Origin of the sequence: Variovorax paradoxus, from assembly GCF_022009635.1 — a bacterium.
GTDB lineage: Bacteria > Pseudomonadota > Gammaproteobacteria > Burkholderiales > Burkholderiaceae_C > Variovorax.
In genome coordinates this window covers 7,108,569-7,126,477 of record NZ_CP091716.1, presented here as the reverse complement: position 1 = coordinate 7,126,477, position 17,909 = coordinate 7,108,569, and the positions used below count along the sequence as shown (strand labels likewise).

The 17,909-nt window shown below is 66.2% G+C and carries 17 protein-coding genes; 5 read left to right on the top strand and 12 right to left on the bottom strand.

Features of this window, described 5'->3' with window-relative positions:
- Positions 1–23 precede the first annotated feature (23 nt).
- Positions 24–1,376, bottom strand: a complete 1,353-nt coding sequence (locus L3V85_RS33500; RefSeq protein ID WP_237676870.1) for a tyrosine-type recombinase/integrase — start codon at positions 1,374–1,376, stop codon at positions 24–26.
- Positions 1,377–2,156: 780 nt separating this feature from the next.
- Between L3V85_RS33500 and L3V85_RS33495 the strand changes: the two genes are divergently transcribed.
- Positions 2,157–2,600: a phospholipase D-like domain-containing protein gene (locus tag L3V85_RS33495; RefSeq protein ID WP_237676869.1), complete on the top strand. Its 444-nt coding sequence runs from the start codon at positions 2,157–2,159 to the stop codon at positions 2,598–2,600.
- Here L3V85_RS33495 and L3V85_RS33490 read toward each other — a convergent pair.
- Complete coding sequence (locus tag L3V85_RS33490) at positions 2,578–2,949, bottom strand: tetratricopeptide repeat protein (RefSeq protein WP_237676868.1); 372 nt, start codon at positions 2,947–2,949, stop codon at positions 2,578–2,580. The genes L3V85_RS33495 and L3V85_RS33490 overlap by 23 nt on opposite strands.
- Before the next feature lie 71 nt (positions 2,950–3,020).
- On the opposite strand from L3V85_RS33490, the gene L3V85_RS33485 reads away from it, so the two are divergent.
- Together L3V85_RS33485 and L3V85_RS33480 are read left to right on the top strand one after the other, a co-directional pair.
- Positions 3,021–3,506, top strand: a complete 486-nt coding sequence (locus tag L3V85_RS33485) for a DUF2165 family protein (RefSeq protein ID WP_237676867.1) — start codon at positions 3,021–3,023, stop codon at positions 3,504–3,506.
- A gap of 81 nt (positions 3,507–3,587) precedes the next feature.
- Entirely contained in the window at positions 3,588–3,935 is a 348-nt protein-coding gene (locus L3V85_RS33480; protein ID WP_237676866.1) for a hypothetical protein, read from the top strand.
- A gap of 11 nt (positions 3,936–3,946) precedes the next feature.
- On the opposite strand, the gene L3V85_RS33475 is transcribed toward L3V85_RS33480, so the two are convergent.
- The 10 genes from L3V85_RS33475 to L3V85_RS33430 form a co-directional block, all read right to left on the bottom strand.
- Positions 3,947–4,417: a GNAT family N-acetyltransferase gene (locus L3V85_RS33475; protein ID WP_237676865.1), complete on the bottom strand. Its 471-nt coding sequence runs from the start codon at positions 4,415–4,417 to the stop codon at positions 3,947–3,949.
- A 63-nt stretch (positions 4,418–4,480) separates the two neighbouring features.
- On the bottom strand, positions 4,481–5,452 hold the full coding sequence (locus tag L3V85_RS33470) for a CobW family GTP-binding protein (RefSeq protein ID WP_237676864.1): 972 nt from the start codon (positions 5,450–5,452) through the stop codon (positions 4,481–4,483).
- Positions 5,453–5,459: 7 nt separating this feature from the next.
- The gene (locus L3V85_RS33465; protein WP_237676863.1) at positions 5,460–7,136 is read right to left on the bottom strand and encodes an amidohydrolase; all 1,677 of its coding nucleotides are present in this window, start codon (positions 7,134–7,136) and stop codon (positions 5,460–5,462) included.
- Positions 7,133–8,170, bottom strand: coding sequence for an ABC transporter ATP-binding protein (locus tag L3V85_RS33460; protein ID WP_237676862.1), 1,038 nt, complete (start codon positions 8,168–8,170; stop codon positions 7,133–7,135). Before L3V85_RS33460 ends, L3V85_RS33465 begins: the two co-directional genes overlap by 4 nt.
- On the bottom strand, positions 8,167–9,219 hold the full coding sequence (locus L3V85_RS33455; RefSeq protein WP_237676861.1) for an ABC transporter ATP-binding protein: 1,053 nt from the start codon (positions 9,217–9,219) through the stop codon (positions 8,167–8,169). Before L3V85_RS33455 ends, L3V85_RS33460 begins: the two co-directional genes overlap by 4 nt.
- A 150-nt stretch (positions 9,220–9,369) precedes the next feature.
- Complete coding sequence (locus tag L3V85_RS33450) at positions 9,370–10,263, bottom strand: ABC transporter permease (RefSeq protein WP_237680703.1); 894 nt, start codon at positions 10,261–10,263, stop codon at positions 9,370–9,372.
- Between the two features lie 14 nt (positions 10,264–10,277).
- Positions 10,278–11,264 carry an ABC transporter permease gene (locus tag L3V85_RS33445; protein ID WP_237676860.1) on the bottom strand — a complete coding sequence of 329 codons (987 nt, stop codon included), beginning with the start codon at positions 11,262–11,264 and terminating at the stop codon, positions 10,278–10,280.
- Between the two features lie 12 nt (positions 11,265–11,276).
- Positions 11,277–12,890 carry an ABC transporter substrate-binding protein gene (locus L3V85_RS33440; protein ID WP_237676859.1) on the bottom strand — a complete coding sequence of 538 codons (1,614 nt, stop codon included), beginning with the start codon at positions 12,888–12,890 and terminating at the stop codon, positions 11,277–11,279.
- A 199-nt stretch (positions 12,891–13,089) separates the two neighbouring features.
- Positions 13,090–14,580, bottom strand: a complete 1,491-nt coding sequence (locus L3V85_RS33435) for an NAD(P)/FAD-dependent oxidoreductase (RefSeq protein WP_237676858.1) — start codon at positions 14,578–14,580, stop codon at positions 13,090–13,092.
- 43 nt (positions 14,581–14,623) lie between these two features.
- Positions 14,624–15,046, bottom strand: coding sequence for a nuclear transport factor 2 family protein (locus tag L3V85_RS33430; protein ID WP_237676857.1), 423 nt, complete (start codon positions 15,044–15,046; stop codon positions 14,624–14,626).
- 139 nt (positions 15,047–15,185) lie between these two features.
- Here L3V85_RS33430 and L3V85_RS33425 point away from each other — a divergent pair, with 139 nt between their 5' ends.
- Together L3V85_RS33425 and tauA are read left to right on the top strand one after the other, a co-directional pair.
- A complete protein-coding gene (locus tag L3V85_RS33425; protein ID WP_237676856.1) occupies positions 15,186–16,721 on the top strand; it encodes a PLP-dependent aminotransferase family protein in 1,536 nt (511 codons plus the stop codon).
- Between the two features lie 177 nt (positions 16,722–16,898).
- A complete protein-coding gene (gene tauA / locus L3V85_RS33420; RefSeq protein WP_081267582.1) occupies positions 16,899–17,909 on the top strand; it encodes a taurine ABC transporter substrate-binding protein in 1,011 nt (336 codons plus the stop codon).

Below are 17,909 nucleotides of genomic sequence, written 5' to 3'. Positions count from 1 at the left end.
GGACGAGTCTTTGTCACTTTTTTTCATGTTTTGATAGCCTTCAAAACGTCCACAACGCCTCTAAACGAGCTGAACAATTGAACGTGCTTGAGATAGGTATCTATAGTCGTGGATAAAGCCGAGTGCCCCAGTTGAGATTGGATTTTTTTCCATGGCTCGGGGTTGCCAAGTTTGACTTCAATGATGTATTGGTAGACTGCGTATGTATGCCTTAGGTCGTGCATTGAATGTTTTGGAATATGCGCGATGAACTTTTGCTTTGAGTTCGTGTCATTTTTTTCGATTTTTTCTAGTAGTCCGGTGTCGAAGCAGGCTTTGCGGATGACTTTTTGAAGTGCATCTTTTCCAAGAGGCGCTCCGTGATTTTTTGTGGCATTTGTTCCAACAACCAGCAATTGATTTGTTGCTTTTTTTGTCATACCATTTAGCGCTTCTGATCGCTCCCCGTCTATGTACGACAGGGCGTCGAGAACTAACCATGTTGGAATGGTTACTTGGCGCGTTTTTTTATTTTTCCCAGTTACTGAGATGCTCAAGTCGACGAGCGGCGTGTCTGCGTCGGGATTTAAGCTCTGGAATTGCAAGGCATTCAAACTGATAATTTCTGCCAGTCGGAGGCCCACTACCCATCCCAAATCGAATGCGAGTCGGTCACGCGACAATCTGTCGGCACTTCCGCGCTCGCTGGCTCGCGGCCCTACGTGGTGCAACAGTGTTCGAAGATTTACGACCGTTAATGGGTGGATTTTGTCGCTACGAGGAACCTTAGGAAGGTCACGGTCCCGAGCCTTTGTATTTTTCCATTGCCCATCGCTTGTACCTTGTGACCATCGCGGAGCGGCACTTTGCTCCGATTGCGTTCCAATGTCACCAAAATACCAACCTCTTTCCCTGCAGTACTGGTAGAACTTCTGAATAACGACCATTGCATCCTTAACCCCTTTTAAGTCATAGGGCCGGCCTGTTTTTGGTGATATAGCCTCCGTATAGGCATCACGAAAGAGCCGCCTTGTTTCAGCGTTTGCATTCGCCCAGTAGACTCCGATGCTTTGGCAGAATTCGAACCAAGATTTAAGTTGGTATCCGCGTTTGTTCAATGCGTCTTTGCTAGGTGCGCCACCCAACGCGACGTAGTTCTCATTGATAAATAGTGTGGGTTCAGGGAAGATGGTTGGCCCATCTATGAAGAAGATGGGCTGGCCGCGCTTTAACGCTTCGTCGTTTTCTTCCACAAAGAACAAGCTCAGATCAGCACCGGCGAAGAGCTCTTCAGGGCTCTTGGCGGAACTCGAAAATGCAGCGGTTTTCAGCACTGGTGATTCAGCCATCTGACGGCCCGACTGCTCAGATTGCCTTGCGAGCAGATGCAGCAGCACGTCCCGGAAAAAGGCTCCGGCGGCTGCGGTACTTCGACGGGTCCCTACCTGTCCCGTATGACACGGAGAGTATTGGTAGGCGCCAAGGGGTGCTCGGGCTTCGAGGGGCCCGCGTGTCTTGAAGGCTGCCGGTATACGGATGAATCGAGGTCGGCAAGCGCGCAGCGGATCCCTGGCGCCTCGGACGCGAACAAAACACTGAAAGGACGTCACTCATGTCCAAGCTCCTTCTTGTAACGTCCCGCCCGTTGCGGGACTCCTCTACCATCATTCCAGCGTTGCGTTTTTGCTAAAACGACATAAAAACGATTTTGATCAAAAACGTTGTATGTATGAAACAGGTGGGTTTGTGACGTTGCTTGCGGTCGCGCGGGTTCGGGCGAGGGCCGATCTGGAGCAGTTATTGGGCTTCGCTACAGATTAAGAAGGTGTCTTCGGCCCTTGTCGGCTCGAGTACCACTGCATTCTTCGACTACGGCGCCATGGCTCTGAGGGCGTCGAGGCGATGCCGCTCGATGTAGTTCACTACAGCTCTGTGAGCCTGCAAGTTGATTACTCGGCAGGCACCGCTGATGGTGCGCACCACCGTGCAGCGACAGCGGGGGCCCGCCTGGCCATCGTCAAGTGCGGCACCGGGTCGCGCTCGCGGTGCTCGACCGGGGTGAGGTGATGGCGCTTCCTCAGGTTCTCTGCCGTTTACCGGTGCTCGGTTTGTTCATGAACACGGACAGCGAATGTCAGAGGAGATGAACAAAAGGGGTCGCCATACATGACGCCTGGGTGTACCTGGGCTACTGGCCGCACATCCATGACCTGCTCAAGGCCGGCGTGACCATCTACGAGCTGAGCCCGACGCTGAGCGTGAAGCGCGGCAAGCTGGGCATCTTCGGCCATCGCACGGGCGCGCTTCACATGAAGAACGGCATCGTGGACCACAAGCAGGTGTTCCTCGGCTCGATGAACCTCGACCCGCGTTCGGCCCGGCTCAACACCGAACTGGGCCTGATCATCGACAGCCCCGAAATGGCGCTGCAGCTGGAGAGCTTCGCGGACGCGGGCAGCACCTACCGTCTGCGGCTCGATGCATCCGGGCGGAACGTCGAGTGGGTCGAGGAAGACGACAACGGCAAGGAAACGGTCTACGACGTGCCGCCCGAGACCACCGCATGGCAACGCTTCAAGCTGCGGCTGGTCGCGCCGTTCATTCCGCTGAGCGAGCTGTAGCGGGCGGCGCCTTGGGGCGCAGCCGGCGCAGGCGCACGCTCAGCTCCTTCACCAGCTGAAGCTCGCCACGGCGTTGCGCCACCTCGAGCGCCTTCTCGAATGCCGCTTCGGCCTTCGCGTTGTCGCCCAGGTCCAACGCGATCAGACCTTGCAGCCGGTGGGCCGCAGTGAAGTCCGGGTCGAGTTCGATGGCCTTGCCGGCATGCGCCAGCGCGGTCTGCGGGTCTTGCCGCCGGTGGTAGGCCAGTGCCAGGCTCATGCGCAGCAGGGCGCTGTCGCGGCCGGCCGCCAGCATGCGTTCCAGTGTTTCGGGTGAAGGGCCGGGCGGGGTGGTTTTCTGCGGATTCATCGGCGTGCGTCCTTCTCGTGTGGCTTATTATCAAAGAATAGTCTTTGAAATTAAAGCCGCAGGCTTCCCCGATGAATCTCCCCACCTCCATCTGGCTCTTCCAGTCTCTGCACGCGCTCGGCATGACGCTGTGGCTCTCCATCGCGGTGATCAACAACTGGCGCGGCTTCGCGGGATCGGCCGGCGCAGTGGGCGGCACCATGTCGATGGCACCGCTGCTCACCGAGCCCGCGGTCGATACGCCCTTGCTGACGCGCAGGATGCGTTCGCCAGCGCTGCATCGCGCGGCGCTGCTGGTGGTGCTGGCGCTGCAACTGGCGGGCGCGGCCGCGTTCTGGATCGGCAGCGGCACGCTGCTCTTCGGCGGCGGTATCGATGCGGCGCTTCCCTGGCTGAACGCGGGCCTCAGCGCCTTCGCGGGCTTGCTGTTCGCGATGCATCTCGGCGGCCTGTGGTTCGCCTACTGGATTCGCCAGGAGAGCTTGCAGCACACGCATCTCGCGCTGCTGCTGTGGGTGATGGCCGCGTTCTTCCTGTTCAACCACGGCTGGGCCTGAAAAACACGCGCCGACATCTCCGGCCGGCGCGCTTCCTTCCGTCCTACAGACCGCAGGAGCGCCGCAAGCGAGCATGCGCGCATGATGAGCAAACCGATCCTCGCGTGCCTGGGCGTGGCCGCGTACTGCGCAGTCGCTTCGGCTGTCGCCGAACCCGTGAAGCTGCCCGTGGACAGCGACGACAAGGGCACCGTGTACGTGGCGCCCAACGTCAACCCCACCGAAACATCGGCCTACACGACAGGGGCGACCGTGGGCGTCGAACGGCGCGACGGTAGCGGCGCTTATATCGGCACCGACACCTCCACGCCCCGGCCGACCTACTCGCTGGGCGCGAGCACAGGTGGCAACGTGTCGCTCACCGGCGGCGTGTCGTCGGACGGCAAGGCCAACAACGGCGTGAAAGCCGGCGTGACGATCAAGTACTAGAGCGGCTGGAACTAGACCAGCGTGCCGTAGACGATGAACCCGTCGTGCGACGCGACCTTGTCGTACAGCGTGCGCCCGGCCGTGTTCGTCACATGCGTCTGCCAGTACACCCGATGGCCGCCCGCCTGCTTCGCGCGCTCGTAGACGCCGTGGATCAACTGGCGGCCGACGCCCCGGCCGCGCTCCGAAGGCAGCGTGAACAGGTCCTGCAGATAGCAGGTCGGCTCGATGCGGTTGGTGCTGCGATGAAAAAGGTAGTGCGTCAGGCCGACGAGTTGCCCGTCACGTTCCGCAACCAATGCATGCACCGGCTCGTAGGCATCGAAGAAGCGCCGCCACGTCACCTGCGTGATCTCATCGGGCAGGGCCGTCGGCCCCTCGCGTCCGTAGAAGGCGTTGTAGCCGTCCCAGAGCGGCCTCCACGCCGCGTAGTCTTGCGCCACCGGAGGACGGATCAGGAGAGAAGAAGAGGTCGTCGTCATGCGTCTGCCGCTGCCTGTGCTTTGATGAAGAAGAACAAGCCTGCGATTGCAACATGACTCGGCTCAGGGCGTGAAGAAAGCCTTCAGCGCTTCTTCAGGCAGCTGCCCGCGCAGGCCGATGGCGACGACGCCCGCGCGCGCTTCGCCGGCCGGCGCCGCAGCCTTGCGCAGCGTGCCGTGGCGGCCGGCGAACTGCAGCTCCGACCACTCGTCGCCCGCGTCGCCGCGGCCGGTGCGCACAAGGCCCTTCAGGCGCAGCACGCCGGGCGGCATCTCTCGCAGCCAGGCGCGCAGCATGGCGGCGGGAATCACCGCGTCGGGTCGTGCGTTCCATGTCTGGAACACGCCGCCGTGATCGGGTGCGCCATGGTCGTGATGATGGTCATGGCAGTCGGGCCCGCAGGCATGCGGCAAGGCGCCCTCCGCATGCGGCAACCCCGACAGCAGCGCCAGCGGTACGGCCGATTCCACGGTCCCGATGCGCGGCGTGCCCGGCGCGGTCGCCTCGACCCAGGCATGGGCGCCGGCCAGCGCTTCGGCGGATGCGATGTCCGCCTTGTTCACCACCACGAGGTCGGCCGATTTCACCTGCCGTGCCAGCGTGTCCGCCAGCAGCGGGTCGTGCGCTTGTCGTGCCGCCGCGCTCGCATCGACCAGCACGATCACGCCCTCCAGGCTCAGCTCCGGCGCGGCCATGCCGATCTGCGCGATGCGCCAGGGGTCCGACACGCCGCTGGCCTCGATCACCACCGCGTCGAACGGCGTCTTCGCCTCGATCACTTCCACCAGCGCGCGGCCCAGGTCGTCGCCGATCTGGCAGCAGACACAGCCGTTGGTCAGCGCCATGGTGTCGCCGTGCGTGGCGGCGATGAGGTCGGCGTCGATGTTGAGCGCGCCGAAATCGTTCACCAGCACCGCCATGCGCAGCCCGTTCGCCTCGCGCAGCCAGCGGTTGAGCAGCGTGGTCTTGCCCGCGCCCAGGAAGCCGCCGATGACGGTGAGCGGCAGGCGTTTCCTCTTGGGTGTCGTGGTCACGCGGTCTTCAGCCCCGCTGCGCCTCGAACACGCGGCCCGACAGCACGGTGCCCCACACGCGCGCGTCTTTCAGCGCCATCGGGTCCATCTCGAGCGGATCGTCTTCCAGCACGCAGAAGTCGGCGCGCTTGCCGCATTCGATGCTGCCGATTTCGCCGTCGAGCTTGAGCGTCCAGGCCGCGCCGAGCGTGATGGCGCGCAGCGCCTGCGGCACGCTGATGCGCTCGGCCTCGCCGAGCAGGCGGCCTTTGGGCGTGATGCGGTTCACGGCGCACCAGGCGGTGAACAGCGGGCCCAGCGGCGTCACCGGGGCATCGGAGTGAATGGCCAGCGGCACGCCCGCGGCCAATGCGCTGCCGCAGGCGTCGAGCCGGTTGGCGCGGTCGGGGCCCATGGTCATCTCGTAGTGCTGGTCGCCCCAGTACCAGATGTGGTTGGCGAACAGGTTGGCGCACAGGCCCAGCGACGCCATGCGGCGGAACAGCGGCGCGTCGATCATCTGGCCGTGCTGCAGCGTGTGGCGGTGGTCGGGGCGCGGCGCGCGCGTGAGCACGCGGCCGATGGCGTCGATGGCCACTTCGCTGGCCTCGTCGCCGTTGGTGTGCGTGTGGATGGTAAGGCCAGCGCGGTGGTAGGTCTCGAAGTCGGCCTCGTACTGCGCGGGCGCCGTCACCCAGATGCCGTTGGGCGCGCCGTTGAAATGCCCCGGCCAGCGCAGCCGGGCCGAGAAGCCCTGGATCGAGCCGTCGAGCATCATCTTCACCAGGCCGTAGCGCAGGCGGTCGGTGTTGCGGGGCATCAGCCCCTTCACATGCTCCGCGCCCTGTGCGGCGCCGTGCGTGCCGTGGAAGGCCTGGAACGCGGGCAGGATGCGCACGGCAAAGCCGTCGTCCTGCGTCACTTTCTCGAGCACACCGCAGTCTTCTTCGGTGAGCTTGTTGACCAGGTCGGTTGCAGTGGTCACGCCCTGCAGGCAGGCCAACTTCGCGAACGAGCGCACGCCGGCCTCGGTCATCGGCGCGAGCAGGCCGGCGTTGCCGATCTTGCGCAGCACGAGGAACATGGCGGCCGGCTCCTGCAGCTCGCCGGTGGGTTCGCCTTCGTCCGGGCCTTCGGCGAACTTGACCACACCCTCGACCTCATTGTCGCGCGTGATCTCGGCAATGCGCAGCATCGCGCTGTTGACGTTCATCAGGTGGCCGTTGGCATGGCCGATGACGATGGGCCGCGTGGCGCTCGCGCGGTCGACATGGTGCACCGTCATGCGCTCGCCGCCGAAGTAGATGGGATCGAAGCCCCAGGCAACCAGCGGCTCGGTGTCGGGCACGCCGTCGGCCGTCATCTTCGCGGCCACTTCCGTCAGGCGCGAGACCACCTCGTCCATCGAACGCAGGCCGCTCCACACCTTGCCTGCGGGATCGCGGCGGTCGAACCAGCCAAGGTACGTCCAGTCCCACATGCTGCCTTCCTTGAGGTGGCAGTGGCCTTCGACGAGGCCGGGCATCAGCACCTTGGCGGCGAATCGCTCGTCGAGCGTGGCGGTGCCCCAGGCCTGCATGTCCGCGAGCGAGCCGACAGCCAGCACACGGCCGTCGCGCACCGCCACGTGGGTGGCGTGCGGCTGCATGGGGTTCATGGTGATGATCTTGCGCGCGGCGTAGATGGTGGTGTTTGTCTGGCTCATGGCAACTCTGGAATCGAAAGAGGCGGGTGCGGCAGTCCGTCGACGACGTCGACGCGCCTGCAGCGTACCCAATGATCGGGGGCGACTTCGCGCAGCGGCGGCAGCTCGGCCGCGCAGGCCGGCTCCGCCACCGGGCAGCGGCCTGCAAAGCGGCAGCCGGCGGGTGGGTCGATCGGGCTTGGCGGATCGCCGCTCAGCTTGATGCGGTGGGCCGCGCGTCGGCGCCCGCCGCTCACGGTGGGTACCGCCGACATCAGCGCCACGCTGTAAGGATGCAGGGGCCGCGCGAAGAAGCTGCGCCGAGGCGCGCGCTCGACGATCTGGCCGAGGTACATCACGGCGATGTCGTCGCAGATGTGCTCCACCACCGCCATGTCGTGCGAGATGAAGAGGTAGGTCAGCCCCAGCTCGCGCTGCAGCCGCGACAACAGGTTCAGGATCTGCGCGCGGATCGCGATGTCCAGCGCCGACACCGGCTCGTCGCACACCACCAGTTCCGGGTTGGTGGCCAGCGCCCGCGCGATATTGATTCGCTGGCGCTGCCCGCCGGAGAACTGGTGCGGAAACAGGTGCTGCTGCTCGGGTCGAAGGCCCACTGCCTCGAACAGCTCGGCCACGCGGCGCGTGCGCTCGTCGGGCGTGCCGACCCGCATCAGGTCCAGCGGCGCGCGCACCGCGGCGCCCGCGCGCTCGCGCGGATTCAGCGAGGAGAACGGGTCCTGGAAAATGATCTGCATGCGGGTTCGCGCCTGCCGCAGCGCTTCGCCGCGCAGCGCTGCCAGGTCGGTGTCGCCGAGCCGCATGCGGCCCGACGTGACAGGCGACAGCCGCATCACCGCGAGTGCCGTCGTGGTCTTGCCCGAACCCGATTCGCCCACCACCGCGAGCGTCGTGCCGCGCCGGATCTCGAAGGACACGCCGTCCACCGCCTTCACCACCTCGGGCGTGCGACCCCAGCCAGCCTTGCCGCGCGGAAAGTGCACCTTGAGGTCGTCCACCGACAGCAGGGTGTCGGTCTTGCCGATGAATGTCATGCGGCCTCCCGCTGGCGGTGGTCGAGTGCCTCGGCGTGCAGCCAGCAGGCCGCGCCATGCGGCGTGCCCGGCGCAACTTTGCCGTGCACCGCGAACATCGGCGGCACTTCGGTCGCGCAGCGCGCCAGCGCGCGCGGGCAGCGTTCGCGGAAGGCGCAGCCTGTGCCCAGCTCCCAGATCGAGGGCACCACGCCCGCGATCTCGGCCAGCTCTTCGCGCGCGCCGTCGCCGTATGCGGCGCTGCTGCCCAGTTCGGGCAGGCAGTCGATCAGCCCGCGCGTGTAGGGGTGCCCGGGCTCCGACAGCACCTGCTCGGTAGTGCCCTGTTCGATGACGCGGCCGGCGTACATCACCATCACGCGGTCGGCCATCTCGGCCACCGCGCCCATGTCGTGCGTGATGAGCATGATGGCCGTGCCCTTGTCGCGCTGAAGCTCGCGCAGCAGGTCGAAGATCTGCGCTTGCACCGTCACGTCGAGCGCGGTGGTGGGCTCGTCGGCAATCAATATGTCGGGCCGGCAGGCCAGCGCCATCGCGATCATCACGCGCTGGCGCATGCCGCCGGAGAGCTGGTGCGGGTATTCGTCCACGCGCCGCTCGGGCGCCGGAATGCCGACCTGCCGCAGCATCTCGATGGCGCGCTCACTCGCCGCATGCGCGTTCAGCCCGGCGTGTAGCCGCAGCGATTCGCCGATCTGCTCGCCCACGGTGAACACCGGGTTCAGCGAGGTCATGGGCTCCTGGAAGATCATCGAGATGCGGTTGCCGCGCACCTCGCGCATGCGCGCGTCGCTGGCCTGCACCAGGTCTTCGCCCTGGAACAGCACCTGCCCGCTGCGGATGCGCCCCGGCGGCGAGGGAATGAGCCGCAGCAGCGCCAGCGCCGTCATGCTCTTGCCGCAGCCCGATTCGCCGACCACGCACAGCGTTTCGCCGGCGCGAATCTCGAAGTCGACCCCGTTGAGCACCAGCGCCTGGCCGCGCCGCGTCTTGAATTCGACGTGCAGGTCCTGCACGCGCAGCAGCGTGCTATCGGAAGGCGATGTCATGTCGAGATACCTTTCGCACGCACATCTCCGGACCGTCCCGGTGGGTGCCTTTTTCGGGAATACCGCGGAACCGGCTTTGCCGGGCCGCTGGTATTGCCCCCTGCAAGGGGGTAGGAGGCCACACGAAGTGGGCAAGCCTGGGGGTGTGCTTCATCTTTCCCTCAGCTTGGGGTTGAGGGCGTCGTTCAGGCCGTCGCCAATCAGGCTGACGGCCAGCACGGTGATGAAGATCGCCGCGCCGGGGAAGGCCACGGCCCACCAGCAGGACAGCACGTATTGCCGGCTGGAGCCGATCATCAGGCCCCAGCTCATCTGGTTGGGATCGCCCAATCCAAGGAACGAAAGGCCCGCCTCGAACAGGATGGCCGCGCCGATGGCCAGCGTGGCCGACACCACCAGCGGCGGCAGCGCGTTGGGAAGAATCACCTTCCAGATGATGCGCGCGTCGCCCGCGCCGATGGCACGCTCGGCCCGCACGAACTCCAGGCCGCGGTACTTCATGAACTCGGCGCGCGTGAGCCGCGCGGTGCCGGTCCAGCTCACGATGCCGATGGCCAGCGTCACCGTCACCAGCGTGGGCGAGAACAGCGTGACCACCACCATCGCGAACAGCAGCGCCGGCAGCACCTGGAAGAACTCGGTGAGCTTCATCAGCGCGGCGTCGATCTTGCCGCCGTAGTAGCCGGCGAAGGCGCCGAGCGTGATGCCGATCAGCACCGACAGCAGCGCGGCCACCGCGCCCACCAGCAGCGTGGCGCGGCCGCCGTAGATGAGCGCGGTGAGCACGTCGCGGCCCAGGTAGTCGCTGCCGAGCCAGGCGTCTTCGCTGAAGGGCGGGGTGAGCGGCGCGGCCTTGATCTCGAACGGGTCGGCCGGGTAGACCCACGGCCCGGCGATGGCCACCGCCAGCACGATCAACAGCATCGCCATGCCGGCGATGGCGGCGGGGTTGCGCAAGAACATGCGCAGCGCCTCCATGCCGGGGTGCTCGACGCGCACCGGCGGCCTGGCGGCGGGTTGGGAAGCGGAAGCAACAGGGGGCATCGCGATGACCTTGCTCATGAGGCCTTGATCCGTGGGTCGATGAAGCGGTAGCACAGGTCGGTGAGCTGGTTCATCACCACCACCACGATGGAAGAGAACAGCAGCACGCCCAGGATGGTCGGGTAGTCGCGCCGCAGTACCGACTCGAAAGCCAGCCGGCCGAGGCCCGGCCAATTGAACACCGTCTCCACCAGGATCGCCCCCGCCAGCACGTTGCCGAACTGCAGCCCCAGCACCGTGACCACCGGCAGCAGCGCATTGCGCAGCGCATGCTTGTAGAGCACCACGCGGTCGGCCAGGCCCTTGGCGCGCGCGGTGCGGATGAAGTCCGAGCCCAGCACGTCGAGCATCGACGAACGCGCGAGCCGGCTGTATTGCGCCAGGTACACCAGGCTCAGCGTGAGCGTGGGCAGCACCAGGTGTTGTGCCACGTCGAGCATGTCCGCGAAGCCGCCGGCGCCCGTCGAGTCGATCGAGCGCATGCCCGCCACCGGCAGGATGGGAAACACCGAGGCCAGCAAGATCACCAGCATGATCCCCAGCCAGAACACCGGCGCCGCGAAGCCCACCAGCGACAGCACGGTGATGAACTGCGAGAGCCATCCGTTCGGCTTGCGCGACGACAGCACCCCCAGTGCCGTGCCCGCGAAGAAAGCCAGCAGCACCGAACTGAGCACCAGCAGCAGCGTGGCCGGCAGGCGCTCGCCGATCATCTGCGTCACCGGCAGGTTGAAGAAGTACGAGTAGCCCAGGTCGCCCTGCGCCACCTTGCCCAGGTACACGGCCAGCTGCACCGGCAGCGACTTGTCGAGCCCGTACTGCGTGCGCAGCTGCGCCATGAGCTCGGGCGACATGCCGCCGCTGGCGCCGGCAATCGTTTCCACCGGGTCGCCCGGCGCGGCGTGCACCAGCACGAAGTTGAGCACCACCACCGCCAGCACCAGGCCCAGGGCCTGGAGCAGTCGCGAGGCGGCATGGCGCAGAAGTGGCAGCATGCCCATGACCTGTCCGCCTTACTTGAAGTACACCTCGTCCAGCGGCGACAGCGGTCCCCAGATGGTGGTTGGCACGTTGGCCACCTTCTTGCTGGAGACGGTGTGGTAGGGCACCTGGTTGATGAACTCGATGGGCAGCTCGTCGGTCACGATCTTCTGGAAGGTGGCGTAGTAGGCCTTGCGCTGCGTCGCATCGATCAGGCCGCCGGCGGTGTTGAGCAACTCGTCCACCTTCGGGTTGGCATACGACTGGGTGTTGGTCCAGACGATGGGCTTGATGTTGGTCGACAGATAGGTGCGGTGCACGCCGATGATCGGGTCGCCCCAGTTGAACACCGTGTCCATCGACATGTCGAAGTCGTGCGAGGCCAGCCGCTTGGCCCAGGCCGGGAAGTCGGCCGAGGCGCGCACTTCCACCGTGATGCCCACCTTCTTGAGCTGGCCGCGGATGTACTCGGCCACGTTCTTCTGCTGGTCGTCCACGCCCGGCAGGTAGTCGATGGTGAGCTTGAAGCGCTCGCCGCCGGCGCCGGCCTTGTAGCCGGCGGCATCGAGCATTTCTCCGGCCTTCTTCAGGTCGAGCGGGTAGCGCACCAGGTCGGGCACGGCAAACGGGCTGCTGGCCACCAGCGGGCCGTCGGACACGGTGGCGAAGCCGCCCATCAGCGCCTTGGTGATGAAGTTCTTGTCGATGGCCGTGGCAATGGCCTTGCGCACCTGCACGTCGGACAGCGGCTTCTTCGCGGTGTTGAAGGCCAGCCAGTTGAGCGCGCCGATGCCGTCGTAGCCCTTGGGCGTGAGCGACATCTTGGGGTCGTTGGCCAGGCGCTTGAGGTCGGTGGGCAGCGTGGCGAAGGGCACCATCTGGATGTCGCCGCGCTCCAGGCCGAGCATCAGGCTCGCCGAGTCGGGCGTGATGTTGATGATGATCTTGTCGAGGTAGGGCCTGCCGGGAATGAAGAACTTGTCGAAGCGCTCCAGCACCACGCGCTGCGCGGGCTTGAAGTCGGTCACCCGGTACGGGCCCGAGCCGATCACGTCGGTGGTGTTGCGCGGATGGTTCTTCAGGTCCTGCCCGTCGCCGTAGATGTGCTTGGGAAGAATCGGGCACAGCGCGGGCGACATCGCCAGCACGATGGCCGGGTGCGGCACGCTCATCCGCACCACGGCGGTGTACGCATCGGGCGTGTCCACCTTCTCGACCGGGCCCATCATCGTGGTGAAGGGATGGTTGGCCTTGATGGCCAGGATGGAGAAGGCCACGTCGGCCGAGGTGACGGGCTTGCCGTCATGGAACAGCGCGTCCTTGCGCAGCTTGAGCGTTAGCGACTTGCCGTCGTCCGCCAGCTTCCACGACTCGGCCAGGTACGGCTGCGGGTTCCACTTGTCGTCGAAGCGCAGCGGGCTCGCGAAGATCTGCGTCGACGGCATGGCGGTGGCGATGCCCGACTGCACCGCGCCGTTCAGGTGCCGCGGCGTCTGCGTGCTGCCTATCACCAGCGTGCCGCCGCGCTTGGGCTCGGCGGCCGCGAAGACGGACAGCGGAAGCAGGGTGCCGGCCGCCGCGAAGCTGGCGGACAGCAAGGTGGCACGGCGCGAGAAAACTGGAAGCTCGGGAACGCGGATCGGCATGACAGGACCTCAGGGGGAGTTCGACACAGGCAATCGGATTCGGCCCGCGCCGAAGCGAAGGCCTTGTGTCGAAGATAGGCGCTCGCCGCATGCCGGCGAAGAGCCAACGCGGCGCGACTCGCAGGGCCAGAAGGGGTGGGTTTGCCCCGTTGTGCAGCAGGGCGGTGCGGTGGCGTGCGCCACTTCGGGGAATGCGCACCTACTTTTCGTCGCGCAGCCAGTACCACTTGTAGAGCATGCGCTGCCCGATGCGCCGAAACGGCGCGAACGCGCGCGACTCCACCAGCCCCAGCACGTTGGGGAAGGGCAGCGGCGATCGATAGATGGGCAGTTCGAACACCTCGCGGCCCGCGTCCTTGCCCGCGATGCGTTCGGCCAGCCGCTTGCCGGCCCAGGTCGAGAACGACACGCCGTTGCCGCCATAGCCCACCGCGTACCAGATCTTCTTGCCGGCGTCGGGCTGCGTGATGCGAGGCATCATGTCGTGGCTCATGTCGACCCAGCCCCACCACGAGTAGTCGATGCGGATGCCCGCCAGCGGCGGGAACTTGCGGGCGATGGCGTCGGTGAGCAGCTTCAGGTGCACCGGGTGCTCGGCGTCGGCGCCGCTCACCGAGCTGCGGCTGCCGATCTGCAGCCGGTTGCCCTTGAGCAGCCGGTAGTAGAAGCGCAGCGTGCGCGTATCGGTCAGGAAGGTCTGCGACTTGAAGTTGGTGGCTTGCAGCTCGGCCTCGGTGAGCGGGCGCGTGACCACCGAGTTCGACAGGATCGGCATGATGCGGTTCTTCAGCATCGGGTTCAGCGCCTGCCCGGTGTAGCCGCCGGTGCACACCGCCACGCGGCGCGCGCGCACCACGCCGGCCGGCGTGCGCAGATGGTGCACGCCGTCGACGGTGTGCCAGCTCTGCACCGGGCTCGAGGTGTGCACCGTCACGCCCAGCGCGCGCGCCCGTTGCATCAGGCCAAAGGTGAACTTCAGCGGATGGATGCCGATGCCTTCGGCCTCGTACATCGCGCCCACCGTCTCGCGCTCGTCGCAGTAGTCGCGGCGCACTTCCTCGGCGCTCATCATGCGGGTGGCGTAGCCGAACTGCTCGCGCATCAGGCGCGCCTCGGCTTCCAGGACCGGCAGCTTCTCGGCCCGGTGCGCCAGGTAGAGGTGGCCGCCGTCGTAGGCGTCGCAGTCGATCTGCGTCGTGAGGTGGCGGAAGTTCTCGAAGCCGCCGCGGATCTCGGCGTCGAGCTGCCTGGCGGTGTCGATGCCCCAGCGCGCGATCCACTGCGAGCGCTTGAGGCGGCCGCTCGCGTTCTGCCCCTGGCCGCCGCTGCGGCTGGAGCAGCCCCAGGCGGCCTGGTTGGCCTCGAGCACCGTGGCGCGGATGCCGTGCTCCTGCGCCAGGTAGAGCGCGGTCGACATGCCGGTGGCGCCCGAGCCGATGATGGCCACGTCGACATCGATGTCGCGCATCAGCGGGCCGTCGTCGTTGGGCGGCGTGCCGGCGCTGGCCACCCACCAGGTCGGCGCGTAGGCGCGGCCGGCGCCGGGGTCGGGGGCGTGCAGCGGGTCGTACTGCGGGTCGTAGGGACGAAACGGGGACTGGGCCGGTTGCTCGAGCGCGCAGCCGTCGATCGCGGCGCTGGCGGTGACGGCCGCGCCGGCGGTGAACGGCACGGTGCCTGTCATGGTCATGAAGGGCTCCAGAAGGTGAAGGGAAGACCGGTGCCGGGCTTGCTTACTTCGCGGCGGGCAGATTGGGGCGGGCCTTGCGGAACACGTTCTTCAGGTGGATCTTGCCGTCTTTGAAGGTGAACACGTCGATGCCGTCGGTCTCGATGCGGCTGCCGTCGGCGGCGGTGCCGGTGAAGGTCCATTGCGAGGTGCCGAAGTCGCCGTGCACGAAGTGCTGGCCGTTGACCCATTGCGCGTCGGGCACGGTTGCCCAGGCGGCGGCAAAGGCCTTGCGCACCGCCTCGGTGCCGGTGTGGCGCGTGCCGCAGGCATCGGGGCCGGCGGCGGTCTGGAAGATGCAGTCGGGCGTCATGAAGCTCATCAGCGCGTCGATGTCGTGGTGGTTCCAGGCGTCGCTGAAGGCCGCGAGCGTGTCGGTGGTCACGGCGCAAGAAGATGAAGAAGAGGAAGAAGGCTGGGCGGTCACGCGGGAACTCCGGAAATTGATGCGGCAAGCGTAGGCAGCCGCTTGCCGGCGCGATAGGGCCAGTTACGGGGATTCGACCGAGCCAGAACGCCGCCGGGTTGCCACGGATCGCGCCGGCTGCCCTAAACTGCGGCGCACCATGCCCAACCCGCGAGCCACCCAATGGGCGCAGCTCTTCGCGCTGCCCGACCAGCCGGCCTTGCCCCTGCAGGCCCGCTTGCGGTCCGCGGTGGTGCAGGCCATTCTTGAAGAGCACCTGAGCCCCGGCGCTCCGCTGCCGTCGTCGCGCGAACTGGCCGCGCTGCTGGGGCTGAGCCGCAACACCGTCACCTCGGCATACCTGCAACTGATCGACGAAGGCTTCCTGGAAGCGCGCCCGCGCAGCGGCGTGTTCGTGGCACGCAATGCGCGGCCGCTGTCCGCGCCGCATGCGGAGCCGCTGGTGGGGCGCAGCGGCCAGGCCAGCCAGCCGCCCGACTGGCAGGGTCGCGTGCTGCGCTCGCTGGTCGACAAACCCACGCTGTCGAAACCCGACCGCTGGCGCGACTATCCGTACCCTTTCGTCTACGGCAACTACGACCCGCAGCTCTTTCCCACCGAGGACTTTCGCGAATGCTGCGCGCGCAGCCTGGCGCGTTCGCAACTGCCGCACTGGACGCCGGACTTCGAGACCGACGACGTGCCCGACCTCATCGAGCAGATCCGCACGCGCCTGTTGCCCAAGCGCGGCGTGTTCGCGCTGAAGGAAGAGATCCTCGTGACCATGGGCGCGCAGCATGCCTACTACCTGCTGGCCGAGGCGCTGTTCGACGAGCAGACGCGCGTGGGCCTGGAAGAGCCGGGGCATCCGCATGCGCGCAACAGCTTTTCATTGCGGCAGCCGAAGTGGGTGGAGGTCGATGTCGACGAAGACGGGCTGGTCGTCGATGCGCTGCCCGCTGCCGACTACCTGTTCGTCACGCCCTCGCACCAGAGCCCGACCACCGCGACGCTGAGCCTGGAGCGGCGCCAGTGGCTGCTGCGCAAGGCGGAGCTGCAGGACTTCGTGATCATCGAGGACGACTACGAGGCGGAGAACCTGTACGAAGGCACGCCCATGCCCGCGCTCAAGAGCCTGGACAAGACCGGACGGGTGATCTACGTGGGCTCTGTGTCCAAGAGCCTGTCGCCCGCGTTGCGGCTGGGGTTCATCGTGGCGCCGCGGGCGCTCATCAAGGAACTGCGGGTGATCCGGCATGCGATGGTGCGGCACCCGAGCGCATTCCTGCAGCATGCGTATGCGCTGTTTCTTTCGCTGGGGCACCATGAGTCGCATGCGCGTCGGGTGAACCACGCCATGCAGGAGCGGCTTGCGCTGGCCGCGCAGGCGCTGCGGGACCATCTGCCCGACTTCGAGTTCCGGCTGCCTTCCGGTGGGGCTTCGATCTGGGTGCAGGCGCCTACCTGGGTGGATGCGACGGAGCTGTCCTTGATGGCGCGCAATCACGGCGTGCTGATCGAAGCGGGGGACGTGTTCTTCGCGCGGCCTCCCTATCCGTGTCCGTTCTTCCGGCTGCGGTTGTCGTCCATTGCGGCTTCGCAGATTCCGGCGGGCATCCGGGCCTTGGGCATGGCGGTTGAAGAGCTGGCCCTGGCGCGCGGCGAGAAGAGACCTGCCGGCGGACGGACGCACTGAGCCTTTGCCCGAGCGGGAGCGGTGCCGCGGGCCTGGGCGCACCGCACGCGTGCGGCGCGCACCAGAACGAGGGTAAGTCCCGATCCACTGGCTCTATGCCAACACGGGCGCTGGTACTTCCTGGCTGCGGGCGATAGGTGCAAAGTCCGCTTCGATCCACTTTCAGGAGAAACAGCGATGACCTTGTCCCGACGTCTTTCCCTCCAGTGTGCAGCGGCTCTGGCAACCGCATTCACGCTCAGCGGCGCGGTGTTCGCGCAAACAAAGGAAGTCACTTTCGCCCACCAGGACATGCTGGTGCCGCTGCGGCTGGTGATGGAATCCGGCGAGGTCGAGAAGGCCACGGGCTACAAGATCAACTGGCGCATGTTCGCGGGCGGCGGCGACGTAATCCGCGCGATGGCCTCAGGCGACGTGCAGATGGGTGAAACCGGCTCCAGTCCGCTCACCGCGGCGGCCAGCCAGGGGCAGGACATCAAGCTGTTCTGGATCTCCGCCGACATCGCGAACGCCGAGGCGCTGGTGGCGCGCAACGGCACCAACATCAACAGCATCAAGGACCTGGCCGGCAAGAAGGTGGCCACACCCTTCGTGTCGACCGCGCACTACCAGCTCATGGCCGGCATGAAGATGGACGGCGTCGACGCCAAGAGCGTCAACGTGATGAACATGCGCCCGCCCGAGATCGCGGCGGCATGGGAGCGCGGCGACATCGACGCGACCTTCATCTGGGACCCGGTGCTGTCGAAGATCAAGGCCAACGGCAAGACCATCGCCACGTCGGGCAGCATCGGCAAGCGCGGCGCGCCGACTTTCGAGGGCATCGTGGTCAACGCCAAGTGGGCGGCTGCCAACGAGCCCTTCATGGTGGCTTTCGTGAAAGCGCTGAACCGCGCGAATGAAGAGTACAAAGCCACCGGCAAGAGCTGGACGCCCGATTCGCCGCAGACGAAGGCCATGGCCAAGTGGACCAAGGCCGACCCGAAGGACGTGGGGGCTGCGATGGCGCTGTACACCTTCCCGACGATGGCGGAGCAGGTTTCGCCGACCTGGCTTGGCGGCGGTGCTGCGAAGGCGATGGCCAATACGGCGGCTTTCCTGAAGGAGCAGGGGCGGGTGCAGGAGGTGAAGCCCGACTACAGCGCGTTCGTTACCACTGCCTATGTCGACAAGGCGATGGGGAAGTAG